This window comes from Aeromicrobium sp. EU05-FHT14F07 (assembly GCF_058790455.1).
Window position 1 is genome coordinate 1 of record NZ_JBYTCR010000016.1, and the last position, 24,987, is coordinate 24,987.

Consider the following 24,987-nt stretch of genomic DNA (forward strand, 5'->3'; position numbering starts at 1 on the left):
GGTCAACTACGAGGACACAGCGGCCCCCGACCGGGAAGCCGCATAGAGAAGCCCTCCACGATTCGGGGGGAACCACAACCCGTCAGATCGGCGGCACTGCCGGTCCGCCGCCCCACTCGCGTCGAACACCTCACAGAAGGATCCACATCCCATGACCTCGGCCCACTACGACGTGCTGATCATCGGCTCCGGCTTCGGCGGCTCGGTGACCGCCATGCGCCTGGCGGAGAAGGGCTACCACGTCGGGGTGCTCGAAGCAGGCAAGCGCTACGACACCGACGACCTGCCCACCTCGTCCTGGGACACCCGTCGGTTCGTCTGGGCGCCACGGCTCGGCTGCTTCGGCATCCAGCGCATCCACCTGCTGCGCGACGTCGTCATCTTGGCGGGCGCCGGCGTCGGCGGCGGTTCGCTCAACTACGCCAACACCCTCTACCAACCTCCTGCCCCGTTCTTCAACGATCCACAGTGGGCGCACATCACCGATTGGCACGCCGAGCTGGACCCGCACTACCAGACGGCACGGCGGATGCTGGGTGTCACGCAGAACCCCCACGTGACGCCTTCGGACAAGGTGCTGCGCGAGGTCGCGCGCGACATGGGTGTGGAGCACACCTTCACACTGACCCCCGTCGGCGTCTTCTTCGGAGAGCCCGGCAAAGAGGTTCCCGACCCGTTCTTCGGCGGGGCGGGGCCGCGCCGCACCGGGTGCACCCAGTGCGGGTCGTGCATGACCGGGTGCCGGGTCGGGGCGAAGAACACCCTGGACAAGAACTACCTGTACTTCGCGGAGAAGCTCGGGGCCGAGGTACGTCCCCTGACCACCGTGGTCGACGTGCGCCCGCGCAAGGGAAGCGGGTACGTCGTCGACACCGTCCGCACCGGCAGGTCCGCGCGCCGTCGCCGCAACCGGCAGTCATTCACGGCCGACCACGTCGTCTTCGCAGCGGGCACCTACAACACCCAGAAGCTGCTCCACCGACTGAAGGCCACGGGCTCCCTGCCGCACATCTCCGCCCGACTGGGCACCCTGACCCGTACCAACTCCGAGTCGATCCTGGGGGCGAAGTCCCGCGATCGATCCAGCGACTTCACGCGCGGCGTGGCCATCACATCCTCGATCCACCCCGACGAGTTCACCCACATCGAGCCGGTGCGCTACGGCAAGGGCAGCAACGCCATGTCCCTACTCCAGACCGCGCTCACCGACGGGGACGGCCATGGGCCCCGGTGGTGGCGCTGGCTGCGGACAATCGCGACCCAGCCCTCTCATCTGACGTGGTTCAGCCCGCGACGGTGGTCGGAGCGCACAGTCATCCTGCTGGTCATGCAGACGCTGGACAACTCCATCACGGTGCGGTCGAGGAAGACCCTCCTCGGTCGCCCCACGATCACCTCGGGACCTGGCCACGGGGCGCCCAACCCCACCTGGATCCCCGTCGGCAATGAAGTCACCCGTCGCGTCGCCGAGAAGATCAACGGCGTGGCCGGCGGGTCCACGGGGGAGATCGCCAACATCCCGATGACCGCTCACTTCATCGGCGGGTGTGCCATCGGTGACTCCCCGGAGACCGGGGTCATCGACCCCTACCACCGTCTCTACGGGCACGACGGGATCTTCGTCGTCGACGGCTCCAGTATCACGGCGAACCTGGGGGTTAACCCGTCGTTGACGATCACCGCGCAGGCCGAGCGGGCAGCCTCCCTGTGGCCCAACAAGGGCAATCGGGACGAGCGTCCCCCGTTGGGCGCCGGCTACCAGCGGATCTCCGCCATTGAGCCGGAGCGGCCGGCCTTCGCCCCCCGGACCTGATGCCCGTCGTCGAGGGCGGCCAGCACCCGGCCTAAGCCACGGGACAGGAGACGACCGCGAGCGCCACGCGACGCTCGCGGTCGTTTCGGATGATCCGTGGCGCGCGATCGCGCCCTGTGGCATCAGCTGCGACCGACCCGCTCCAAGTAGGCCTGACGCGCCGCGGAGTCCACGCGGTCGAGGAAGACCGTGTCGGTCCCGAGCATCGCCCCGAGCTGGGTCGCGATCCGCTCGGGAACGAACTTCATCGCCGCCACCATCGTGCCGGCGATACGCGTGACTCGCACGAAGGGCTGCGGGCGCTCGATGAGAGCCGCCGTGGCGCGCGCGATCTCCTGCGGCTCTGCGTTGCGCATGCCCTTGGCCCCGCTCGTCCCCGCGACCAGCTCGGTGTTGGTGAAGGTCGGACGCACAGTGGACAGGGTGACACCCGACCTGCGGTACTCCTGCCGGGCGGCCTCGGTGAACCCGATGACCGCGAACTTGGTCCCGCAATACGTCGCCAGCCCCGGGACCGGGAGCTCCCCGGCCAGTGAAGCCGTGTTGATGATGTGTCCCTGTCGCCGTGGCAGCATCCGCTGCAGGGCGATCTTGGTGCCGAAGATGACGCCCAGGATGTTGATCTCCACCTGCCGGCGGGTGACCTCGTCGGTCTCCTCGTGCACGTGCCCCGTCGGCATGACACCCGCGTTGTTGATGAGGACGTCGATCGGCCCCAGTGCTTCCTCGGTCACGTCGAGGAAGGACGCCACGGAGGCAGGGTCGGTGACATCTAGACGCACCGCGACGTCGAGGCCGAGCTCCTCGGCGGCCACCTTGAGCTGGATCTGGTCGATGTCCCCGATGGCGACCCGGTGACCGCGCCGGATGAGTTCCTCCGCGGTGTGGTATCCGATCCCCCGGGCGCCCCCGGTGATGGCGACCACCCGTCGCTTGTTCGTTGTCGTCATGGTTCCTGTTCCTTTCAGAGGCCGAGTCGCTGCCGCAGGCCGCGACCAGCGGCCAGGCGCAGCACTCGGCCGGCGATCGCCGTACGCCGGGCGGAGTACGGGTACCAGGTGAGCTCCTTGGTGGTCAGCGGGATCCGCGGCTCGGTGATTGCTTGGACGCGGCAGTACTTCCGCAGACCCTGCGCGCCGCCGAGGCGAGCCCCCAGGCCCGAGGACTTCCAGCCGCTGTGGGGTAGCCCCACGGCGAAGAGGTTGCTGAAGACGTCGTTGATGTTGACCGCACCGACCTCCAGTTGGTCGGCGATGCGCCGCCCTCGGGAGACGTCTCGTGTCCACACGGTGGCCGAGAGCCCGTACGCGGAATCGTTGGCCAGGGCCACCGCTTCGGCCTCGTCGGCCACCCGCATGACCGGCAGTGTTGGCCCGAACGTCTCCTCGGTCATGCAGGCCATGCTGTGGTCGACGTCCACCAGCAGCGTGGGGGCGAAGAAGTTGCCTTCGTCGGCCCGCGACCCGCCGACAAGCACGCGCGCACCGGACTCCTGAGCCTCCCGCACATGCCGCTCGACCGTGTCCACCTGCGCCCGGGTCACCATGGCGCCGACATCATCGCGGGCTCGAGAGCCCTGCTTCAGCGCTCCGAGGGCCGCCACCACCTTCTCCACGAACCGGTCGTAGACCGCGTCCACCACGTAGACCCGCTCGACCGAGATGCAGACCTGCCCCGAGTTGAAGATCCCGCCCCAGACGATCCCGTGCGCGGCCCGATCGAGGTCGGCATCCTCGAGCACGATGGCAGCGTCCTTACCGCCCAACTCCAGGCTGACCGGCTTGAGCAGCTGAGCACAGCGCGTGGCCACCCGACGGCCCGTCGCCGTCGAGCCCGTGAACTGAACGAAGTCAACAGCCTCGACCACCGCTCCTCCAGTGTCCCCGGCCCCCGCGACGTGCAGGAGGACCGGCGGGGCGCCGATCTCGTGCCATCCCTCGATGATGCGCGCGCACGTCAGCGGGGTCATCTCCGACGACTTTGTCAGCACCGCACATCCCGCTGCGAGCGCCGGCGCCGCATCCATCAGGAACAGGGTGATCGGGAAGTTCCACGGGATGATCAGTCCGACCAACGGGTAGGGCCGATAGCTGCGGGTCAGCCGCTTCGGAAGGCTGAGCAGCCCTCCTGCCCCCACTCGTTCGGGGGCGAGGAACTCCTTCGCATGGTCGGCGTAGAAGGAGATGAACTCGCACGAAGCGGTCGTCTCCACCAAGGCGTCAGGGCGGACCTTGCCGGTCTCTGCGACGAGCAGGTCAGTGAGCTCATCGGTGTGGTCGAGGATCCAGCCCCGCCACTTGCGCAGCCAGGTGGCTCGCGCAGCAGGACCCATGTCGCGCCACGCGACCTGCGCCGCGCGCAGGTCCTCAGCGGCGGCGCGCACGCGGTCGCCGTCGACGATCGGGACCGATCGGAGTACTTCGCCGTCGGCGGGACGTCGGATGTGCAGGGTGGGTGCGGACGGGGCGTTCATGACACTTCCTCGAGGTCGGTGACGGTGCCCGGGAGGGCCTGGCTTGCTGCGCCATCAGACGACGGTCGACGGGGGCCGCTGTGGGCTTGCAGCGGAGTGCGGGACAGCAGCAGTTGCGAAGTCGCTGGCGAAGGAGTACGCAGGCGTGGTGATCCCGTGCTCGCGGCACCATGCCCCGGGCTCGCGCTGGGAGCGGCGCGGGATGCCGTTGGACGGCTCCTGCTGGAACGAGATCGGCGGCAGCGGCGGCAACTCCCGGCCGGACTCGGCCGCGAGCTCGTCCACCAATCGCGCCTCGCGCCGTGATGCCTTCCCATGCAGTCAGAGATCGATGACAGCGAGGTCGCCGTCGGCGTGCCGGGCGCGGAGCAGCTTCTTGTCGAACTTGCCGACCGAGGTCTTGGGCACGTCGGGCACGAAGCACCACCGCTCGGGCAGCCACCACTTGGCGACCTTGCCCTCGAGAAAGTCCCGCAACTGGGAGGGAGTCACCTCGGACCCGTCCCGAACGACGATCACGGCCAGGGGCCGTTCCTGCCACTTCTCGTCCGGAACGCCGATGACGGTCGCTTCCAGCACATCCGGGTGACCTGCGAGCAGCAACTCGAGCTCCACTGACGAGATCCACTCGCCGCCCGATTTGATGACGTCCTTCGCCCGGTCGGTCAAGGTGACGAAACTACGCTCGTCGATCCGTCCCACGTCTCCGGTACGCAGCCATCCGTCGTCGAACTTTTCCGCGTCCTCGTCACCGATGTAGGACCCCGTGATCCATGGGCCGCGAACCTGGATCTCCCCGACTGACTTCCCGTCGTGCGGCACCTCGTTACCGTCGTCGTCGATCAGTCGCAGCTCGACCCCGGCGACGGGACGACCTTGGGAGGCCCGCAGTGCCCAGTGCTCCTCGCCCTCGACCGCTGCCGGCGGCCGAGCGATAGCGGCTAGGGGCGAGGTCTCGGTCATCCCCCACGCCTGCACGATCTGCACGCCGTACTTCTCCTGGAAGGCCTTCATTAGATGAAGCGGCACGGCCGATCCACCGCAGGCCACCAGCCCCAGCGACGAGATGTCGTGACCGGGGTTGGAGTCGAGGTGATTCAGGACGTCACTCCAGATCGTAGGCACAGCTCCGGCGATCGTGGGGCGCTCGCTGCTGATGAGTCGCACCAGTGGCTCGGCCTGGAGGAACCGTTCGGGCATGACCAGGTCGGCTCCTGCCATCAAAGCCGCGTAGACCAGTCCCCAGGCGTTGGCATGGAACATCGGCACGATCGCCAGGATGGCATCGTCACCGGTGACGCTCAGCCCGTCGGCGGCACACGCAGCCATCGAGTGGAGGTAGGTCGATCGGTGGCTGTAGGCCACGCCCTTGGGGTTGCCGGTAGTGCCCGAGGTGTAGCACATGGCCGCAGCGGAGAGCTCATCGAGTTCCGGCCACTCGAACGTCTCCAGGTGACCTCCGATGAAGTCGTCGTAACCGACAACGGTGAGGCCGTCACGTTCGAGCGGCGCGAGATCGACACCCCCCGTGACGACCACGGTGTGCACCTCGGCGAGCTGCGGTAGGACCGCCGCCAGGAGCGGGGCGAGCGTACCGTCGACGATCACCACCCGGTCGTCAGCGTGGTTGGCGATGTAGACCAGCTGCTCGGGGGTCAGTCGAGGGTTGAGGGTGTGCAGGACTGCCCCCATGGAGGGCACTGCACAGTAGGCCTCGACGTGCTCCTGGTTGTTCCACATCAAGGTGGCGACCCGCTCGTCCCCCACGACCCCGCAGGCCCGCAGCGCGTGGGCCAGCTGCGCCGAGCGGCGTCCCACCTCGGCGAACGTGCCGGTCCTGACCGAGCCGTCGGGCTGGAGCGTGCGCACGCGCGCGGTGGCGTGCACACGGGCACCGTGCCGCAGGATGGCTGCCGTCGTCAGCTGGACGTTCATCATGGTGCTCTGCACGAGTAGTCCTCCGGCGATGGGGTGTTGAGGGGGGCGGTGATGGGGTGCGGGGCTTCGCCGAGGCGCGCGCCCGGCACTGTGAATCAGGAGGCGGCGGGCCGTTGCAGTTCCGCCCGATCGACGTCGAGACCCTGGCCGAGCGTTCTCTTGGCCTTCATGAAGTCCCGGGGACGGTTCACACAGTCCGCGGCGAGCAACCGCCCACGTTGGAGGTAGTAGCAGGTGAAGTCGCGATCGCGCGCGGGGTCGCCGCTTAGCACGATCTCGTCGTAGCCCGTGTTCAGTCCCGCGATCTGCAGCTTCAGGTCGTACTGGTCGGACCAAAACCACGGCAGCGCCGAGATAGGCCGCTCCTTGCCGCACAGCGTGGCGGCAGCCGCCTTCGCCTGCTCACCCGCGCTGGGCACCGCTTCAAGTCGCACCCGCCGGCCGTAGCGAGAAATGTAATGGATGGCGCAGTCCCCCGCCGCGACGATCTTGGGATCGCTGGTCGAGGCGAAGTCGTCGATCACGACACCGTCCTCGACCTGCAGGCCCGCCTCAGAGGCGAGCTCGGTGTTCGGGACCAAGCCCACACCCACGATGACCAGGTCTGCGGGAATCCGCTCACCCCCGGCTAGCACCACCTCGCCGGCGCGGCCGTCGCCGGCCACGGCCTCGACGAGAGCGCCCGTCCGCACCACGACCCCGGCGTCGCGGTGGATGCGCTCGTAGAACATCGACACCTCAGCAGCCGTGACCCTCTCCAGGACACGTTCGGCGGCCTCCAGGACCGTTACCTCCAGCCCGAGGGCGCGCAACGACGCGGCGGTCTCCAGCCCGATGTAGCCCCCGCCGACGATCACGGCTCGGCGACCCGAGGCCGTGGCCTCACGGATCGCCTCGACGTCCGCGAACGTCCGCAGGTAGAAGACGCCCGGCAGATCGATGCCAGGAATAGCCAGCGGACGCGCCCGGCCCCCGGTGCACAACGCGAGGCCGTCGTAGGCGAGCGTCTCACCGTCGCTCAGCACGACCTCTCCGGCCGCACGATCAATCTCGGTGACCGTCGCCCGCAACAGGCGGATCTTCTGCTTGTCGTAGAACTCCGCCTTGCGGATGGCGAGCTCCTCCAAGCTGCTCTTGCCGGCAAGGTAGGCCTTGGACAGGGGAGGCCGCTGGTACGGAAGCGCGGCTTCGTCACCGATGACGACAACCTCACCTGCCCACCCCTCCTGGCGAAGGCTGGCGGCCAACTGGGCCCCGGCGTGGCTGGCCCCGACGATCAGCGCCCTCCCCGAGGTCACGCGTCGGTCTTCGGCGTCAACTGGACCATCAACCGGCTGATCCCGCGCACGAAGTTGGACTGGACATACTCCGGCTCACCCACGACCTCGATCTTCTCGAAGCGCGGGAGCAGCTCTTCCCACAGGATCCGCAGCTGCAGCTCGGCCAGACGGTTGCCCATGCACCGGTGGACGCCAAAGCCGAACGCGATGTGGTTGCGTGCGTTTTTGCGGTCGATGATGAGATCGTCCGGACGTTCGAACACTCGCTCGTCGCGGTTTCCCGAGGCGTACCACATGACCACCTTGTCGCCCTCACGGATGAACTGGCCGTTGAGGACCGTGTCCTTCTTCGCAACGCGACGCATGTAGGCCAGCGGCGTCTGCCAGCGGATGATCTCTGAGATCATGTTGGGGATGAGGTCCGGGTTGGCCTTGAGCTTCTCGAACTGGTCGGGGAACTGATTGAGGGCGAGAACACCCCCGCTCATAGAGTTGCGTGTGGTGTCGTTGCCGCCGACGATCAGGAGCACCAGGTTGCCCAGGAACTCCATCGGGCGGTCGATCAGGTCCTTGGTGTGCTCGTTGCTCTGGAGCATGGTGATCAGGTCGAACCCGGGTTCCTCACCTGCCGCGAGTCGCGCCTGCTTGTCCCGCCACAGCGCGCTCAGTCCCCGCGCCGCGTCGACGAAGCCCCGGAAGACCTCGTCGTTGTCGGATGGTCCGCCGTTGGCCTGCTCCATGGAGCTGGCCAGGTCCGACCACTCGACGAGCTTGCGGCGTTGGTCGTATGGGAAGTCGAGTAGGGTCGCGAGCATCCGCGCGGTGAGCTCGATCGAGACGCGGTCGACCCAGTTGAAGGGCTCACCTACCGGGAGCTCGTCCAGTACTTCCTGGACCCGCGTGCGGATCAAACTCTCCATCTCGCGCAGGTTCTTGGGGGCGACTACGCCTTGGACCGCGGCTCGCTGGCGGTCGTGTCGGGGCGGGTCCATGGCGATGAACATCGCGACATCCATGAACCGTGGGGGCTCGCCGATGATGATGAAGGGCTCAGCCGAGAAGGTCTCATGGTCTTTGTCGACCGCGATGATGTCGGCGTGCCGAGTGACGGACCAGAAAGGTCCGAACGGGCTGTCGGCCTGGTAGTGGACGGGTGCCTCGTTGCGCACGCGCTCGAAGTAGGACTGCCACTTGCCCTGACGGTAGAGGAACGGGTTGCTCAGGTCGATGTCGGCGAGGGCGACGTCCTCCACGGGGGGAATGGGCTCCTCGACGAAGATCTTCTTCCCGTTGGTCCGTGTCACGAAGCGACGGGTCTTGTCGTACAGGTGCGCCCCGCGGATCTGGATCTCCATCGGGATGATGGACTGGGCTCGCTCAGCCACGGCGTCGGTCACGGTAGTCAGGGTCGTCATGGTGCAGTCTTCCTCTCGACGGTCACATCTGGAACTCGGGGAGTCGGACGACGAGGCCGTCCCAGCTCTCGCTCACCCGCATCTGGCACGAGAGCCGCGAGGTCGGCTCGCGCTCGGGGTTCATGGCGAGCATCTCCTCCTCGACCGGACCCGAACGGCCGACTTCGGCGATCCACTGGTCCTCGACGATCACATGGCACGTGCCACACGCGGCCTCCCCGCCACAATCGCCGTCGATCCCGGGCACCATGTTGTCTACGGCGATCTGCATGAGGGACGCACCCTCCTCGAGGGGTGCCTCGCGCTTCTCCCCGTCGTGGGAGATGAAGGTGACAACTGACATGGAACGACTCCTTGCTCGAACGTGAGTCAAGTGTTGGCACTCTGGACATGCTGTGGCTATGGTCACTCGAGTCAATATGTTGTGATTTCGGCTCAGGAGGTCACTGCCCATGAAGTCCCCCGAGCCCGGGGTGCCTCCGTTGGCGTTCGTCCAGCTCTTGAACAGCGATGCTCTCGGTCCTCAAGCCGTAGGTCGCTTCCGCGCGATCATCGACCGCGAGGGGACTTCCGAACTGGAGCTGGTCCAGCGCGACCGACAGGTGCCGATCCGGTGGTTCCGTGAGGTCTACCCCGGACTCGACCACGACGAAGCCACAAGCCTCGGGCTCTCCTTCGCCGAGCACGCGCAATTGACGTCGTTCGGCCCGCTCAGCCTGCCGCTAGTCAGCTCCGGCTCCGTGGCCGAGGTCTTCGAGCTGCTCGGGTATCTTCCGATCATCTCGAGCGCCTTGCGCCCCCACTTCCACAGCAGTCAGCGCAGCCTAACCGTGGGCCTCACCGGCCACACCGGCGATCGTGATCTCGACTGCCTAGTCATCACCTACGGCGGAGCGGCACTGCTGCGGCTCCTCGACATGCTGACGGGCCCGCTGCCAGGCGTCACGATGAACCTGGCTTGGAAGACACCCCAGTCCCCTCAGCGCATCGCCGGCGCGCTGGCCGGACGCTTGGTGTTCGGCGCACGCGCGTCGTTCATCGACGTTCCCGTCGACATCCTCCAAGCACCCTGTCGCTTCCCCGACCCGGTCGCCTATCGCATGGCCATCGGCGAACTGCGCCGAAGCCTCGACCGTCACACCGCTGCCACCAGCTTTACCGAGACCGTGAGGCGATTGCTCGAGGAGGACCCCGGACACATCAGCAGCCATGACATGGCTGAGCTCCTCGCAGTCTCCCCGAGCACCATGAAAAGGCGCCTCCACGAGGAGGGCACGACCTTCCGCGACGTACAGCAATCGCTGTTGCGCGAGAGGGCGATCGTCCGCCTGCTCGACCGATCGCTGACGGTCGGTCAGATCGCCATAGATCTCGGCTATAGCGACCTGGGCAACTTCTCGCATGCCTTTAAACGCTGGACCGGGCAGTCGCCAAGCGAATTCCGTCAGTTCGGTCGCCGCGAACCGGGCTAGGTAGGGCCCGGCTACCAACCTTCGCTCGCTTCGCGCCACTCAAGCAGCACGCTCGCGGCGTTGTTCACGCAGTCACGTCACCGTTGACGATCCAAGTGGGGGCGTCATCCCTCCCGACACGCACGCCGACAGCCATGTCAGCTCAGCGTGCGACTCGCACCCTTCCGTCGTCACACGGCAGAGGAACAGGCACCAGCCGGGAGTACCGACCGGGAGTACCGGTCGCGCCCGTGTCGAACCCGACCGCGCTGAGATCCCGCAGAGTCCCTCCGCCACGGTGCGCTTGCGACCGTGGCGCCCACGGGAACTTCGGGGATAAAGCGGCCCACCCACGTCTTAGTCATCGCGGCCTGCCCTGGTCGAAGTGGGTCACGTCCACCCTCAGGAAAAGGGCCGAAGCGAAGGCGACAGTTGGTCCTCCGGTCTCACTCATGTCGGCCTCCACGAAGAGCTTGCGCCCTTCTGTCCGGACGACCCTGGCCGCGAGCTCGTAGGTGGTGCCGAGGATGACGGGCGAGTCGTAGCGCACCTCGAGCTTCCGGGTCACCGCTGGACTGCCGGTGAGGTAGAGCAGGAACCCGAACAGGTCGTCGAGGACCGTTGCCACGGCGCCTCCGTGCGCGATCCCGGGAGCGCCGACGTGGCGCTCGTCGAAGACGTGAACCGCATGCACCTCGTCGCCGCGACGCTGGACGGTGAGGTGATGGCCGTGGGGGTTGTCGGGTCCGCAGGCGAGGCAGTGGTCGTGGTGCGGCGGAAGCCGGGCGCCGTCCTCGTACGCCCGGAACTTCTCGTTCCAGCTCGCGAGGAGCTCATCCAGGCTGGTCACGGCCGCTCACCCGATTCGTGGTCATCGCGAGTGCGAGGTGTCGCGAGACCGTCGAGGATCAGTTCGCAGATCGCCGCAGAGAAACGGGCCGCATCTGCGGACGGGCCAGTTGAAGACCCCTCGACCGCGGCGCTGAGACCGGCCACGGTGATGGCACCGAAGACGCTCATTGCAACGGCACCCGGATCGGCGACCTGGCGCAGCGAGCCGTCGGCGACGCCGTCGGCCAGAAGCTTCTCGATCGGCTGGTAGAACGCGCTCCGCAAAGCCTCGGCGAGGTCAGGCAGCCGGGTGGCACGGCCGAGGTCCCCCGCGAGTGCCCGGCACAGGAACGGATGCTCGACCATCACACTTAGTTGTGCTGCGACGGCGGCCTCGAGCCGGGTACGGGCATCCTCGACCGTTGAGACTGCGACACCGACCTCGCCAGCGATGAGGTCAAGCAGGTCTCCCAAAAGGAATGCGAGGACCCCGTTCTTGCCGTCCAGGTGGTAATAGATCGTGGCCTTCGGGATACCCGTGGCTTCGGCGATGTCGTCGATCTTGGTGCCGTCCAGACCGCGCTCGGCGATCAGCTCGGCCGCGCCGTAGAGCTGACTGGCCAGCTTCGCCGGAAGTTTCCTCACCGCTCTCACTCCTCCCCTTGTGCCCCACCGTGCCAACTGGCCTCGACGTCGACCACATCCTATGTTGTACTGCCAGTACAACATTTCAGTCCAGAGCATTGGTGCGGGTGAATGGGTCGCGGACCACGAGCCGGAAGCAGCGGACCGCTGAGGTCTGCCCTCAGGCTGGGGCACCGCTTCCCATCGATCGTGGTGCTCGGCTGGGTGCTGGCCGCCGCCGCGCTCTCGCTGCTGGTCACCCCGCTGGGGACCGTGGTCGAACGCAGCAGCACTGCCTTCCTGCCCGAGGACTCACCGACCCTGCACGGGCTGCGGGTGATGGACACCGCGTTCGGGTCGGGCAACACCCACTCGTATGTGTTCGTGGTCATCACCGACGACGACGGCCTGGGCGTGGGGGACCGCCGCGTCTACGCCGACCTCGTGAGCACCCTCCAGAAGGAGCCGGAGCGGGTCTCGGAGGTCCAGGACTACCTCGGCAAGCCCGAGGCCCGGCGCTCGATGACCAGCAAGGACGGCGAGGCGACCTACCTAGTCGTCGGGCTGCGATCCGCGGTCGGCTCACCGGCATCCGACGAGGACGTGAAGTGGCTCCGCTCGGTCGTCGACGACCTCGATGCTCCACCCGGCACCGAAGTTCACGTGACCGGCGACCCGGCGATGATCGCCGACCTGACCACGGCGGTGAACGACGCCTCGTTGAAGATCACCGCGGTCTCCCTGTTCCTTCTGGTCGGAATCCTCTGGCTGGTCTACCGCCGGATCGCGACCGTCCTGGTGTCGCTGGTGACCATCGGTGTCGCCCTGCTGTGCACCCGCGGCGCCCTGGCCTGGGCAGGTGAGCACGGGCTGGCCCTGTCCACCTACACCGACGCGTTCGTCGTAGCCATCACCCTGGGCGCCGGGACCGACTACTGCGTCTTCCTCATCTCCCGCTTCCGCGAGGAATACGGCAACGGCCTCGAACCCCTCGATGCGGTAGCCGAGTCGGTCTCCCGGGTCGGGCCCGCCCTGCTGGCCTCGGCAGCCACCGTCATCCTCGGCGCCATCTGCCTCGGATTCACCGAACTCGCCATCTTCGCCACCACCGGCCCCCCGATGGCGATCTGTATCGCGGTCACCCTCGCGGTCAGCCTCACCTTCACCCCCGCCCTGATCCGCTGGTTCGGACCCCGCATCGGGCCAGCTCCGGCACCGCGGCCGGACTCGCGGTGGGCCCGCACCGGCCGCCTCGTCGGACGACACCCCGCCCGGATCCTGGTCGCGGGAGTGACGGTCCTGGTGCTGCTCGCGCTCGCGCTGCCCACGATGCAGCTCTCCTTCGACGAACGCGCCGCCCAACCGCCAGACACCCCCAGCAACCTGGGCCTCGCGGCGATGACCGAGCACTTCCCACCCAACCAGACCCTGCCCGACTACCTGCTCATCCGCTCCGACCACAACATGGCCAACACCCGCGACCTGGCTGTCATCAACTCCGTGAGCACCGCGGTCGCGAAGGTCGACGGCGTCAACCAGGTCCGCAGCATCACCCAACCGGCCGGAAGGCGACTGGAACCCGCCTCCATCGCCAACCAGCTCGGGAAACTCGCCCGAGGACTCCACCAGGCCGACCGCAAGCTCGAGTCCGGGGAACCCGGGCTGGAACGCCTCGCGTCCGGGGCCGGCGACCTCGGAGACGCCCTCGGCCAGGTCTCCGCAGGCGCCGGGAAGGCCCAAGACGGCGCCGGGAAGCTCAGCGACGGCAGCCGCCGCATCGCCCACGGCCTCGGGCAGGCAGCCGATCACACGAGCCAGGCCGCCAGCGGCGCCCGCCGGCTCCGCTTGGGCGCCGCCGCACTGGCCGCCGGGCTCCGCACCGCACACGACCAGGTCGCCCAGGCCGTCGAGGGCCTCGGCAGGATCGTCGAAGCCCTGGAGGACGATCCGATCTGCACCGCCGACCCGATCTGCAAACGCTCCCGTGAGGGCCTGCGCAAGATCTACACCGGCGAACGCGACCGGCTCCTGCCCGGCCTGGCCCAAGCGGCCGCCGGCGCCGAACGCCTCGCCGCCGGCGACGGACGCCTCGCGACCGGGCTCGACCAGCTCGCCGCCGGGCTCCGCCAAGCCCAGTCGGGCAGCAACCGGATCGCCGAGGGCCAAGCGCTGTTGAGCGAGAAGCTCGGCGAGCTCGAAGGCGGCACCGACCGGCTCGCCACCGGTGCCGCCGGCATCGCACCTGGCATCGAGCAGCTCCTCACCCAGACCGAGAAGCTCAGCAACGGGCTCGACGAATCCGGCGACTACCTCCAGGCCATCAACCAGCGCGCCGACACCCCAGAGGCCGGAGGCTTCTACCTACCCGCCTCCGCACTCGGAAAGCCCGACTTCGCCCTGGCCCGCACCCAGTTCCTCTCCGAGGACGGAAAACTGGCCCGCATCCAGGTCACCGGCGATACCGACCCCCTCACCCCCGCCGGACAGGAGCGCTACAACGAAGTCCAGGACACCGCCGACCAGGCCATGAACAACACCCGCCTCGACGACTCCACCATCCTCGCCACCGGCGCGGCCGGCCTCGGCGCCGACCTGGCCCACTACCTCGCCGACGACGCCGTCCTCGTGGTCGCCGCGGTCCTGCTCATGGTGCTCCTCATCCTCATCCTCACGCTGCGCGCCCTCACCGCACCGCTCTACCTCCTCGCCTCCGTCGTCCTGTCCTGTGCGGCCGCGCTGGGGCTCACCACCCTCGTGTTCCAGCAGCTGGTCGGACAAGACATCCACTTCACCGTCCCGGTCATCGTGTTCGTCCTGCTCGTCGCCGTGGGCGCGGACTACAACATCCTGCTCATGAGCCGGATGCGCGAGAGCGGCCTCGCCCTGGACCGCGACGAGGTCGCCCGCGCAGTCACCGCCACCGGACCCGTCATCACCGCCGCCGGCCTCATCTTCGCCTCCACCTTCGTGGCCCTGCTGTTCTCCCCCGTCGAAGCGCTCGCCCAGACCGGGTTCGCCGTCGCCGCCGGACTCCTGCTCGACACCTTCATCGTCCGCACCCTGGTCGTACCCGCCTGCGCGGCCCTTTTCGAGGACCGCAGCTGGTGGCCACACCGCAGGCCCACGCGCGCCCCGTCCGCACTGCAGCCAGCCACCACATCCGATGCACACGCGTGAACCGACAACCGAGAGAGATGCGATGAGCAACCAGCAGCTGACCTACAGCCCGTTCGACCCGGAAGTCATGGCGGACCCGTACCCCGTCTACCGCGAGCTGCGCGACCACGCTCCCGTGTACTGGTCCTCGCAGGCGAGCTGTTGGGTCCTCAGCCGCTACGACGACGTCTCCGCCGCCCTCGCCGATCCGGCGACGTACTCCTCGGCGTCCGGGATCTTCCCCACCCCGCCCGGGGTGGACATGACCGACCTGTTCCTGCCCATGCTCATCATGAGCGACCCACCCCGGCACACCCAACTGCGTCACCTCGTCAGCAAGGCCTTCACCCCCCGCCGCATCGCCGGGCTCGAGACACACATCCACACCATCGTCGACGACCTCCTCGACCAATCCCCCGAGACCGGCCCGTGGGACTTCGTCTCCGAATTCTCCGGACCTCTGCCCGCGATCGTGATCGCCGACATGCTCGGCGTGCCGCGTGAAGACCGCGACCGCTTTCGGACCTGGTCCACCACCCTGATCCAGTCCAACCCCGTGCGAGGCGAGTTCGGCGCCGGGCTGGACGCCGCTGCAGCCCTCTACGAGTACTTCTCCGCATTCCTGGCCGACCGACGCGCGCACCCCCAAGACGACCTCATGACAGCGCTCGTCCAAGCCGAAGTGGACGGCGAGCACCTCACCGAGGAAGAACTTCTCGGCTTCTGCCTGCTGCTGCTCGTCGCCGGGCACGAAACGACGACCAACCTCCTGTCCAACAGCGCTGTCATCCTCGCCCAGCACCCTGAGGACCGACGCGCTCTCGCCGACGACCCCGAACTCGTGCCAGCAGCCGTCGAAGAGCTGCTCCGCTACGACTCACCGGTCCAGGGCCTGGCACGCACCCTGACCCGACAGGTCGATCTGCACGGGCAGGCCATGGCAGCCGGCGACACCGTGCTGCTGCTCTTCGGCTCAGCCAACCGCGACGACCACGCGTTCCCCGACGCCGACCACTTCGACATCAACCGTCGCCCCGAACGACAGGTCGCGTTCGGGCGCGGCATCCACTTCTGCCTCGGCGCATCCCTAGCCCGCCTCGAAGCACGTATCGCTCTGCGAGCACTCCTCACCCGCCGCCGTGACTGGGATGTCGACATCGACTCCGCGGTCCGACTCCGCTCAGGCCCGATCCGCGGGTTCGCATCTCTACCCATTCAGTAGGTCAGCCACACACCATCCAGTCCCACGAAGGAGTACCCGTGAAGGACCGACCGAAGCCGAGCCGCGCAACAGTCCTCCACAATCTGATCGAGGAGATCCTCGCCCGAAACGACGGGCAAATCCCCACCAACATCGAAGGCACCGACACCTACTTCAACAACATCGAGGATCTCGCGAACGCGCTGCTGCTCCGCTGGCACACCCGCCTCGTGGCATCACTAGAACGCAGCCTCGTCGACGACCCTGAAGACCGCAGGGAGGCCGTCATCGAAGCCTGGCGGCACGCCACCCGGATCTACTCGGGCGTGCGGAAGGTCATCGACGACCTCGCGGACCACCCTCCCACCGAAGAAGTTGCTCATGCCGTCCGCGCGACCGCGCACAACGACTGGGCCGCCATGGCCGTCGCCGCCGGGCTGGCCAGTGCCTTCGATGAACCAGCAGTTCGAGTCGGCCACCGTCTCGAATTGGAAGCGCGACGACGCAACATCGTGGAGCAAAGCACCGCTCGCACGCCTCGGCCGCGAACCGTGCTCGGTAAGGTCAAAGCCATGATCACCGGTTGAGGCACCAGCGCCCAGAAGCAGAGCCTGCGGCGGGTGGTCGTCCAACCACAACGGCGTCTCTCAGCTTTGCTTCTAGCGCGGCCTCGTCCATCCACTTCGGTCGGGTCTTGGCGATGATGAGTTCGGGGTCTTCGCGCGGATGGCTTCCTCAGAAGGAGCGATGAGAACTCCCCAGAACCCGCCCATCCTGTAGTCGTTGGCGACCAAGTATTCGCCCTCCCCAAGGACGGCGGGCAGGTCGTCCCGATCGGCCATGCCGTGAGAATCTCGCGCCCGTCGGTCGCTCGCTCATGGCTGCCATGGGCGGGCGCATCGACTGCGTCCACTCCCCCGCCCGCCAGGAAGATCCGACACAGGGCACGGAGCTCGACGGCCCGGAGCGATGACCCCGACTCCCTAGCAGACCCGCATCCGTTACAAGCGTGGTACAAATTGTCGAAAGTCCTCGACGTTTGCGCAGGTCAGCATGGGTCAGTCAGTCAGTACTACGACATCTGATTCGCAGGTTTTCTGACCTGCCCATAGGGGCCCGAAACGGCGCCTGACCTGGAGAACGTCTTCCAGCGTCGAGCGCCGTTTCGTCGTTGTGCGTACGCAGTGCATTCCACGAGGAGCGCAACCTCGGGTTGCTACATCGAGAGCACTTCCTCCGGCCGTCGGTGCGTTACTGCCGTGCCGTACCCGTCGACACTGGATTCCAGGAGAGCGCCGAGATCGCCCCCATAGTTGGCCTGGGCCATCTGCCGGACTGCGCTCGCGAGCGTGCCACCTGAGATCAGCACGACCGGGTACTGGTCGTCGATGATCTCGATCTGGGCCTGTCGCGAGAAGGATCCTGTTGTGACGTACACACCGATCCAGCCCCGTCGCAGGCGCGCCACGACACGCGCTACCTGTTCCGGCGAGATCGACGAACTGGGCTGGATGCACTTCGCTTGGCCAAGTACGACGACAGGGGTGCTCGCCGTGAGCGAACCCATGTCAATACGTCCGACGAAGTCGACTCCCCCATCGCCCGACGACCGCGACAGCCAGCCCTCCCGGTATCGAGCCCCCGACTCACGGAGCACTTCTGCCGCCACCCTGGACGCGAGGAGCTCGAAAGCATGCTTTCGACCGTCGAAGAACGCGTACACCTGCTGCAAGACCCGGGCCTCCGCGCCGCCCGGCAGGGGCTGCTGCTCCTTGCCCGACTTCACAGCACTCGCGAGGACTCGTCGACGTACGCCAGGCACGGCAATCCGGCCTTGCTTCACCCAACGGGCCCACGCTTCGGGCGCATGGCGGAGCGCTTGCTCCGCAGTCAGGGACGGATCGCGTCGGTCGTCGATCCACCGGAGATCGATCCCGTCGATATCGCCACCGGAGACGACAGCGAGGTCGAGCACCAGGTTCGGGAAGCTGCGCCCTGACTCGGGATCGCGCTGAACTACATGCTCCAGGCGTTCGATGATGGCGGCACCGCAGAACTCGACTTGCCCCTTGACGACAGCACGTCCTCCCCGATACACCGTGACGCTTCGGAACAGAAGGAACGGCGGGGCGAGCAGCCGTTCCTGGCGGCTGGTTCCCGCATGGAGCTGAGCCGCTTCGAGCAGGAGCCGGTTTCCCTTGGTCGCCCCCGGCAGCCCGATCGTTCCGGGCTTGTGGTCGCCGAAGTATCTGACGTGCCCATGGTCGAGATCGAACTCGTCATGCCACGGGTTGGTCTCGTGGCCCGCCTTCCAAGGACTGGATCGGATGGCGATGAGAGAGCGTCGGATTCCGTCAGGACCAGCGACCTCGGCAGGCGAATTGATGCCCGCTTCGAGCATCACCATCGGGCGTCCAAGTTCCGCCGGGCTCATCAGCCAGTGATAGTTCAGAAGTCCATCGTGCTCGACGTCAATCTGGTTGGCTTTGCGGGGGTAGCGGAGTTGGTCATGCAAGAACACCTGGCGTGGGCTTGGCTCACCCGAACGGTGCGGCCATACGATGTCGACGCGCGACCGGTCCATTCGCAGTTCCTCTCCAGGCAGTCTCCAGGGATGCTTGTACAAGCTATCGAGCGTCGCCCCTTTGCGAACCGACAATGGCCACCAGCGGTCGAGTCTCTGCAAGTTGCGTGCATCAGACGCAGTGAAGCCACGCGACCACTATGTCGTCGGCGGCGTCAGAAGCGGTGGCCTTGGGACCGGACATACGAACAGCGCTCCCAGGACGCCGCGATACCGATCTTCCGGCCGTCAGGGCTCGACGATGGTTAGGCTCGGCCCATGGCCAGCGACGAGGTGCTCCGCTCATTGCGAGAGTTCGTGGCCGAACGCGACTGGGCACAGTTCCACACGCCCGCAAGCCTGGCGCGAAGCATCGTCATCGAGTCGGCGGAGCTGCTCGAGCACTTCCAGTGGGACGAGGAGCACGACCGCCAGACCGTGCTCGACGAGCTCGCAGACGTGGCGACCTACGCCCTGCTTCTCGCCGACGCGCTCGACGCGGATCTCGACGAGGTGGTCCTGGCGAAGCTCGAGCGGACGAAGGCGAAGTACCCGGTCGAGAAGGCGCGCGGACGGAGCACGAAGTATGACCAGCTCCAAGATTGAGAAAGCGTCCTTCGACGCGTCCGGCATCCACAGCTGGACGCGCGCGGACGGACGGCACGACAACTGGCCCGTCGTCTATGCGATCACCGGGTCCAGGCACGTGTACGTCGGCGAGTCGGTCAACGCGGCAACCAGGATGTTCCAGCACCTCAGGTCGCCGAAGGCGACGCTGCTCGACGAGTTTCGCGTGGTGCTCGACGACACGTTCAACAAGTCGGTCTGCCTCGACCTCGAGACGTACCTGATCCGCGCACTCAACGCCGATCAGACCTTCACCGTGCTCAACAAGCAGTCGAGCGCCAGGAACAGCAACTACTACGACCGGTCCCACTACCGCGAGAAGTTCGCGACCATCTTCGAGTCGCTCCGTGCCGAGGGGCTCTTCAGGAGCGACCTCGAGAAGATCGAGAACAGCAACCTCTTCAAGCTGTCGCCGTTCGTGTCACTGACGCCGACCCAGGCCTCGGCGGTCGAGGCGATCGTCGCGATCATCCGGCAGGCAGCAGGTGGTCGATCAGAGCCAGTGGTCGTCCAGGGAGATCCCGGCACGGGCAAGACGATCGTCGGCATCTTCCTCGCCAAGCTCCTGGCCGACCTGCGTCGGCCTCGGGACGCACACCTCGACGCGGACACCTTCGTCGAGGAGGAGCTCGGAGGCGACGAACCACTCGGCGACCTGAGCATCGGCTTCGTCGTGCCGCAACAGTCGCTGCGCGAGACGATCCGTAGCGTGTTCAGGGCGACGCCAGCGCTGAGCGACGTGCCTGTCCTGACGCCCTTCGACGTCGCTGAGTCCGACGACGACTTCGACGTGCTCATCGTCGACGAGGCGCACCGTCTCCAGCAGTTCTCCGGCAGCCTGCAGATGCTGAGCAGTCGCTACCGCGAGATCAACCGTCGCCTGTTCCCGGGCGACGAGGAGGGTATCGAGCACACACAGCTCGACTGGATCAAGGCTCGAAGCCGGGTCCCCGTGCTGCTGCTCGACGACAAGCAGACGGTGCGGCCGATGTCGGACCTGCCGGCCGTCACGGTGACGGCACTGGTCGAGACAGCCAAGCACGACGACCGGCACGTGCGCCTTTGGACCCAGATGCGGACCCTCGCTGGAGAGGCCTACACCGACTACGTCGCTGACGTGCTGCGAGGGGCAGCCGTGCACCGGATCGAGTTCCCCGACTACGACCTCCGTCTCTACGACGACCTTCGCGAGATGCGCGAGGACATCATGTCGCGCGACGCCGACCACGGACTCTCTCGCGTGCTCGCCGGCTTCGCCTGGCCCTGGGTCAGCAAGAAGGACAAGCGGCGACCCGACATCGAGATCGACGGCCTCCAGCTGTTCTGGAACCGCACCGACAAGGACTGGATCAACTCACGCACTGCGCTGGAGGAAGTGGGGTGCATCCACACGAGCCAGGGCTACGATCTCAACTACGCCGGGGTGATCATCGGCCACGAGCTGCGCTGGAACGTCGCCACCGATCGCCCGGAGTTCGTCAGGTCCAGCTACCACGACCGCAACGGACGTGCGAACAACACGACGCTGGGCCAGACCTACACCGACGACGACCTCCTGGAGTACGTCATCAACATCTACCGGGTCCTGCTCACCCGAGGCATCCGAGGCACCTACGTCTACGTGTGCGACCCCGCGCTGCGTGAGCAGCTCCGCACCTACTTCCCCCCGCCGCCCCGTCGCGCCTGAGCGACGCGCACATCGCTCGCCTCTGCCGCAGGCCTTTCCCGGCACTGCCCACGCGCGCCACCAGGCTCGACCTGCCAGGGTCAGTGGAGCCGCTCGGCCAGCTCGTCGAGGGAGGCCACCTCGACGTCGGGCGCCCGGAAGTGTGCGGGATAGCTGGCACCCGACCGGTTGAGCCAGGCGGTCCGCAGGCCGGCGCGGGAAGCGCCGTCGATGTCCCACGGGTGCACCGCGACGAGCATCGCCTCCTCCGGCGCGACCCCGCACTGGTCGAGCGCGTGCCGGTACGCCTGCTCGGCGGGCTTCCAGGCCCCGGCATCGTCCGCCGACAACAAGGCCTCGAGCAACCGCCGCACCCCGGCGCGCTCGAGCAGGGCCGCGGCGACCGACGTCGCCCCGTTCGACAGCGTCACGAGCCGGACGCCCAGCGCCTCGAGCGCCCGCAGGCCCCCCGGGACGTCGTCGTGGACGGACAGCTCCCCCATCCCCGAGAGGACGTGGTCGACGGCCTCCTCGACTCCGCGATCGAGGCTCGACCCGTACAGCGTCGTCCGCAAGATCTCTGCGGCCACGTCAGCGAACGCGGCCTCCGCCCCGCAGGCTGCGAGCGCGAACCCGTCCCGCAGCACCTGCGCGAACCAGAGCTGCGCCTGATGCGCCGGAGCGCCGATGTCCTCGAAACGCGCCGCCATCGGACTCATGTCCGAGAGGGTCTCGTTCACGTCGAAGACCAGGACCTCCGGTCGTGCCCCTGCCACTGTCCGCGCACTCTCCACCAGGTCGATCGTAGTTCTCAGACCGCCGGACGCATCTCGCGATCAGACGGTCGAGGTCGCGCAGCGACGGCGCGGCCGACCTCGCCGTCACCGACCTGCAACCCGCCGACCCTGGACGTCTGTGCGACCCCTGTGGTGGGGTGGGACGGTCGGTCTCAGCGCCACGTTCACGTGGCCGCCGACAGTTCCTAGGGGGGACAGCACGTGAACACAGGTATGTCTCGAGCCCGGCGCGGGCTCGCCGTCGGGGCCGCCGCCCTCACGCTCGGCGTCGTCGCGACCACGCTCACCAGCGCCGGCGCGGCGACCACGGAGAAGTCCACGCCCGTACCGGTCGCGACGCCCGAGGGGCAGGTGAGCGCCTACGTCGTCAACGCCAAGAAGGCGAACGCCAAGGGCACCGCCGACGCGCGCAAGGTCGTGCAGAAGGCCGGCGGCACGGTCGTGCAGGCGTGGCCGCAGATCGGTGTCGTGATCGCGCAGTCGACGCACGCCGACTTCCGCGCCGACGTCTACCGCCTCGGCCGCACCAGCGTCACCTCCGTCGGCACCACCCGCACCGTCGCCGTCAGCGAGCGCGCCGAGCAGGCGTCCACCCTGCGCCAGTCGGCGCGGAGCCGCTCCACCGAGCGTGCCGAGCTGAAGGGCGAGTTCGCGAACACGCCCCAGAAGTACGTCAAGCCCGACCCGCGCGAGGGCGAGCAGTGGGACATGGCGCACATCAAGGCCGACCATGCCCACGAGATCACCGACGGCTCCCGCAAGGTGCTCGTCGGCGTCCTCGACAGCGGCATCGACGCCGACCACCCCGACCTCGCGGCCAACATCGACGTCGACAACTCCGTCAACTGCACCGACGGCGGCGCCGTCGACCGCTCGCCCACCGGCTGGCAGCCGACCACCAGCGACCACGGCACCCACGTGGCCGGCACCATCGGCGCCGCCCGCAACGGCGTCGGCATCACCGGCGTCGCGCCGAACGTGCGCATGGCGTCGGTCAAGGTCGTCAACGACGACGGCTTCATCTACCCCGAGTACGCCATCTGTGGCTTCATGTGGTCCGGCCTGCGCGGCATGGACGTCACCAACAACAGCTACTACATCGACCCGTTCGAGTTCTGGTGCCAGGACCAGGCCAACCAGGCCGCCGTCGTCGAGGCCGTCGGCCGCGCGGTCACCTGGTCGACGAAGAAGGGCACCGTGCACGTCGCGGCGGCCGGCAATGCCGCCTACGACCTCGCCAACAAGACGACCAGCGCCAGCAGCCCGAACGACAGCACCCCGATCGAGCGCACCATCAACAACGGCTGCCTCGACATCCCCACCGAGCTGCCCGAGGTCGTCACCGTCTCCTCGTACGCGCAGATCGGCACGTCGAACGAGACGCAGCTGTCGTCGTTCTCCAACCGGGGCAAGAACGTCATCGACGTCGCCGCGCCCGGTTCGCGCATCCTCTCGACGATCGTCAAGGACAACGGCTACGGCCTCAAGAACGGCACGTCGATGGCGACGCCGCACGTGGCCGGCGTCGCCGCGCTGATGAAGTCCAAGCACCCCGGCTGGCGGCCGGCGCGCGTCGTCCAGCAGCTGAAGGCCCAGGCCGACGAGCGACCCTGCGCACCCCAGCAGGCGAGCTCGTCCCCGGGCGCGCTCTGCACCGGATCGCCGTCGAACAACAGCTACGCCGGGCACGGCATGGTCGACGCGCTCGACGCCGTCCGTCGCTGACGCAGCTCCACGACGCAGCGGCCCCCGAGCTTCCCGCTCGGGGGCCGCTGTCGTGCCGGAACGCGTTCCAGAAGACGAAGACGCGCCCTCGCCAGCGGCCCTACGCTGCGGACATGCGCCTCGCCCGCCTCGTCGCCGTCGCCCTCGGGTCCGTCGTGCTGGCCGGTTGCGGCGGCACCACCACGGCCGAGATCGAGGCGTCCATGGCCGACCAGCTCCGCGACGGCCGAGAGGGCGCCGGATGGCTGATCTCCCGCTACGGCGTCCACGCCGACGTCCGCGACGTCGACGTCACCTGCGAGGAGCTCGGCTTCCTCACCGACACGGGCGACTCGCTGCGCTGCGAGGCCCACGTCGAGTACACCGACGGGCGAATGCTCACGACGCCGTTCGACGCCGAGTTCCGCGTCGACGGCGTGTTCCCCCGCCTGCTGGAGGACCCGACCGCCACGGCAGGCTGAGCGACTCGATCGACGCTCGTCAGCCGATCCGCTCGGTCAGGGAGACGATGATCCCCTCCGGCCCGCGCACGTACGCCATCAGCCACGTCCCCTCGTACTCCCCCACGTCGCCGACGAGCGCGTACCCGTCCTCGTCGAGGCGGGCGACGGTGGCGCGCAGGTCGGTGATCTCGAGGCACACCGCGCGCAGGCCCACCGCGTGCGGCGGCTCGGGGACCGTCAGCACGTGGCCGGGGCGGTCGTACCGGGAGACCTCCAGCGCTCCCCCACCGCCGGGCGGGCGCAGCCAGACGGTCTCGGTGCGGGCGTCGTGGAGACCGACGACGGTGTCGAGGAACTCGCCCTCGATCGTCATGCGTTCGGCGAGCTCGAGTCCGAGGCTGGTGAAGAAGGCGACCGTGCGGTTGAGGTCGGCCACGGTCAGGTTCACGTGGTCCAGGCGGGGCAGCGACGACATCCCTCATCCACGCCCCGCGGGACCTGTCGTGTCAAGCACCTAGGCTGGCCGACGAGCACCGGGCACCGAGGGAGCACCCATGGACGACGTCACGATCGAGGACCTCACCGAGGCCGAGCACCAGTGGCTGCAGGCCCTGCAACGCGGGCTCGTGCAGAGGGGCGTGAAGGACGCCGCGACGCTCTGCGCCGTGTTCCTCGAGGCACGTGAGGCGTGGTGGGACCTGCCCGCCGCGGAACGTCCCGACCCGAACCCCACGATCAACGCGTTCGGCGCCGGCATCGGCCAGCTGTTCGTCGACGACCTCGGGCTGCGCTGGGCGCTCGTCACCGACCAGCACGGCAGCGAGCTCGGCGTCGTCGGCGAGCCGTCACTCGTGCTCTACCCGACCAACGCCGTGGCGAAGCGGTGGTCGGGCGAGAACCAGTCGACCCTGGAGGACTACCTCGTGCAGGTCAGCGAGGCCGTGCGCGACCTGCAGGCGCGCCGGCACGATCGCTGACCGGCGT

General features: G+C 67.8%; 21 protein-coding genes and 1 pseudogene. 10 read left to right on the forward strand and 12 right to left on the reverse strand.

The features are described 5' to 3' along the window. The first annotated feature begins 151 nt into the window (after positions 1-151). On the forward strand, positions 152-1,813 hold the full coding sequence (locus tag AC3WRM_RS13800) for a GMC oxidoreductase (protein ID WP_056680447.1): 1,662 nt from the start codon (positions 152-154) through the stop codon (positions 1,811-1,813). A gap of 122 nt (positions 1,814-1,935) precedes the next feature. Here the strand turns inward: AC3WRM_RS13800 and AC3WRM_RS13805 are convergent, their stop codons facing one another. The 7 genes and pseudogenes from AC3WRM_RS13805 to AC3WRM_RS13835 all read right to left on the reverse strand — a co-directional run bounded on the left by AC3WRM_RS13805 (position 1,936) and on the right by AC3WRM_RS13835 (position 9,262). Further along, positions 1,936-2,763 carry an SDR family oxidoreductase gene (locus AC3WRM_RS13805; RefSeq protein ID WP_056680445.1) on the reverse strand — a complete coding sequence of 276 codons (828 nt, stop codon included), beginning with the start codon at positions 2,761-2,763 and terminating at the stop codon, positions 1,936-1,938. Between the two features lie 14 nt (positions 2,764-2,777). Beyond that, entirely contained in the window at positions 2,778-4,286 is a 1,509-nt protein-coding gene (locus tag AC3WRM_RS13810; RefSeq protein ID WP_056680442.1) for an aldehyde dehydrogenase family protein, read from the reverse strand. A 54-nt stretch (positions 4,287-4,340) separates the two neighbouring features. Next, positions 4,341-4,571: a hypothetical protein gene (locus tag AC3WRM_RS13815; RefSeq protein WP_370074851.1), complete on the reverse strand. Its 231-nt coding sequence runs from the start codon at positions 4,569-4,571 to the stop codon at positions 4,341-4,343. A 36-nt stretch (positions 4,572-4,607) separates the two neighbouring features. Continuing rightward, positions 4,608-6,236 (reverse strand): long-chain fatty acid--CoA ligase, encoded by a 1,629-nt coding sequence (locus AC3WRM_RS13820; protein WP_056680435.1) that lies wholly within the window; start codon positions 6,234-6,236, stop codon positions 4,608-4,610. An 83-nt stretch (positions 6,237-6,319) separates the two neighbouring features. Beyond that, positions 6,320-7,522 (reverse strand): NAD(P)/FAD-dependent oxidoreductase, encoded by a 1,203-nt coding sequence (locus AC3WRM_RS13825; RefSeq protein ID WP_056680432.1) that lies wholly within the window; start codon positions 7,520-7,522, stop codon positions 6,320-6,322. Positions 7,523-7,533: 11 nt separating this feature from the next. After that, positions 7,534-8,919: pseudogene (locus AC3WRM_RS13830) on the reverse strand (cytochrome P450); the annotation flags it as partial. A 22-nt stretch (positions 8,920-8,941) separates the two neighbouring features. Next, positions 8,942-9,262, reverse strand: a complete 321-nt coding sequence (locus AC3WRM_RS13835; RefSeq protein WP_056680426.1) for a 2Fe-2S iron-sulfur cluster-binding protein — start codon at positions 9,260-9,262, stop codon at positions 8,942-8,944. 109 nt (positions 9,263-9,371) lie between these two features. Between AC3WRM_RS13835 and AC3WRM_RS13840 the strand changes: the two genes are divergently transcribed. Next, the gene (locus tag AC3WRM_RS13840) at positions 9,372-10,391 is read left to right on the forward strand and encodes a helix-turn-helix domain-containing protein (RefSeq protein ID WP_056680425.1); all 1,020 of its coding nucleotides are present in this window, start codon (positions 9,372-9,374) and stop codon (positions 10,389-10,391) included. 340 nt (positions 10,392-10,731) lie between these two features. Here the strand turns inward: AC3WRM_RS13840 and AC3WRM_RS13845 are convergent, their stop codons facing one another. Both AC3WRM_RS13845 and AC3WRM_RS13850 read right to left on the reverse strand, forming a co-directional pair. Beyond that, the gene (locus AC3WRM_RS13845; protein WP_056680421.1) at positions 10,732-11,220 is read right to left on the reverse strand and encodes a PaaI family thioesterase; all 489 of its coding nucleotides are present in this window, start codon (positions 11,218-11,220) and stop codon (positions 10,732-10,734) included. After that, entirely contained in the window at positions 11,217-11,846 is a 630-nt protein-coding gene (locus AC3WRM_RS13850; RefSeq protein WP_370074853.1) for a TetR/AcrR family transcriptional regulator, read from the reverse strand. Before AC3WRM_RS13850 ends, AC3WRM_RS13845 begins: the two co-directional genes overlap by 4 nt. A gap of 189 nt (positions 11,847-12,035) precedes the next feature. On the opposite strand from AC3WRM_RS13850, the gene AC3WRM_RS13855 reads away from it, so the two are divergent. The 3 genes from AC3WRM_RS13855 to AC3WRM_RS13865 all read left to right on the forward strand — a co-directional run bounded on the left by AC3WRM_RS13855 (position 12,036) and on the right by AC3WRM_RS13865 (position 16,769). Beyond that, positions 12,036-15,002 (forward strand): MMPL family transporter, encoded by a 2,967-nt coding sequence (locus AC3WRM_RS13855; protein WP_229662974.1) that lies wholly within the window; start codon positions 12,036-12,038, stop codon positions 15,000-15,002. Positions 15,003-15,243: 241 nt separating this feature from the next. Next, positions 15,244-16,203, forward strand: coding sequence for a cytochrome P450 (locus tag AC3WRM_RS13860; RefSeq protein ID WP_372521350.1), 960 nt, complete (start codon positions 15,244-15,246; stop codon positions 16,201-16,203). Positions 16,204-16,241: 38 nt separating this feature from the next. Further along, the gene (locus tag AC3WRM_RS13865; protein WP_056680406.1) at positions 16,242-16,769 is read left to right on the forward strand and encodes a hypothetical protein; all 528 of its coding nucleotides are present in this window, start codon (positions 16,242-16,244) and stop codon (positions 16,767-16,769) included. A 629-nt stretch (positions 16,770-17,398) separates the two neighbouring features. Here AC3WRM_RS13865 and AC3WRM_RS13870 read toward each other — a convergent pair. Continuing rightward, entirely contained in the window at positions 17,399-18,766 is a 1,368-nt protein-coding gene (locus AC3WRM_RS13870; RefSeq protein ID WP_370074855.1) for a restriction endonuclease, read from the reverse strand. A gap of 258 nt (positions 18,767-19,024) precedes the next feature. Here AC3WRM_RS13870 and AC3WRM_RS13875 point away from each other — a divergent pair, with 258 nt between their 5' ends. Together AC3WRM_RS13875 and AC3WRM_RS13880 are read left to right on the forward strand one after the other, a co-directional pair. Continuing rightward, a complete protein-coding gene (locus AC3WRM_RS13875; RefSeq protein ID WP_370074856.1) occupies positions 19,025-19,351 on the forward strand; it encodes a MazG-like family protein in 327 nt (108 codons plus the stop codon). Further along, positions 19,332-21,059, forward strand: a complete 1,728-nt coding sequence (locus AC3WRM_RS13880; protein ID WP_370074857.1) for a DNA/RNA helicase domain-containing protein — start codon at positions 19,332-19,334, stop codon at positions 21,057-21,059. Before AC3WRM_RS13875 ends, AC3WRM_RS13880 begins: the two co-directional genes overlap by 20 nt. An 80-nt stretch (positions 21,060-21,139) precedes the next feature. Here the strand turns inward: AC3WRM_RS13880 and AC3WRM_RS13885 are convergent, their stop codons facing one another. Continuing rightward, positions 21,140-21,832, reverse strand: a complete 693-nt coding sequence (locus AC3WRM_RS13885) for a haloacid dehalogenase type II (RefSeq protein WP_370074858.1) — start codon at positions 21,830-21,832, stop codon at positions 21,140-21,142. 204 nt (positions 21,833-22,036) lie between these two features. Between AC3WRM_RS13885 and AC3WRM_RS13890 the strand changes: the two genes are divergently transcribed. Together AC3WRM_RS13890 and AC3WRM_RS13895 are read left to right on the forward strand one after the other, a co-directional pair. After that, a complete protein-coding gene (locus AC3WRM_RS13890) occupies positions 22,037-23,560 on the forward strand; it encodes a S8 family serine peptidase (RefSeq protein WP_492270931.1) in 1,524 nt (507 codons plus the stop codon). A 113-nt stretch (positions 23,561-23,673) separates the two neighbouring features. Then, on the forward strand, positions 23,674-24,021 hold the full coding sequence (locus tag AC3WRM_RS13895) for a hypothetical protein (RefSeq protein WP_492249021.1): 348 nt from the start codon (positions 23,674-23,676) through the stop codon (positions 24,019-24,021). 19 nt (positions 24,022-24,040) lie between these two features. Here the strand turns inward: AC3WRM_RS13895 and AC3WRM_RS13900 are convergent, their stop codons facing one another. Then, on the reverse strand, positions 24,041-24,478 hold the full coding sequence (locus AC3WRM_RS13900; RefSeq protein ID WP_492249022.1) for a VOC family protein: 438 nt from the start codon (positions 24,476-24,478) through the stop codon (positions 24,041-24,043). A 79-nt stretch (positions 24,479-24,557) separates the two neighbouring features. Between AC3WRM_RS13900 and AC3WRM_RS13905 the strand changes: the two genes are divergently transcribed. Further along, the gene (locus AC3WRM_RS13905) at positions 24,558-24,980 is read left to right on the forward strand and encodes a DUF3806 domain-containing protein (RefSeq protein ID WP_492249023.1); all 423 of its coding nucleotides are present in this window, start codon (positions 24,558-24,560) and stop codon (positions 24,978-24,980) included. Positions 24,981-24,987 lie beyond the last annotated feature (7 nt).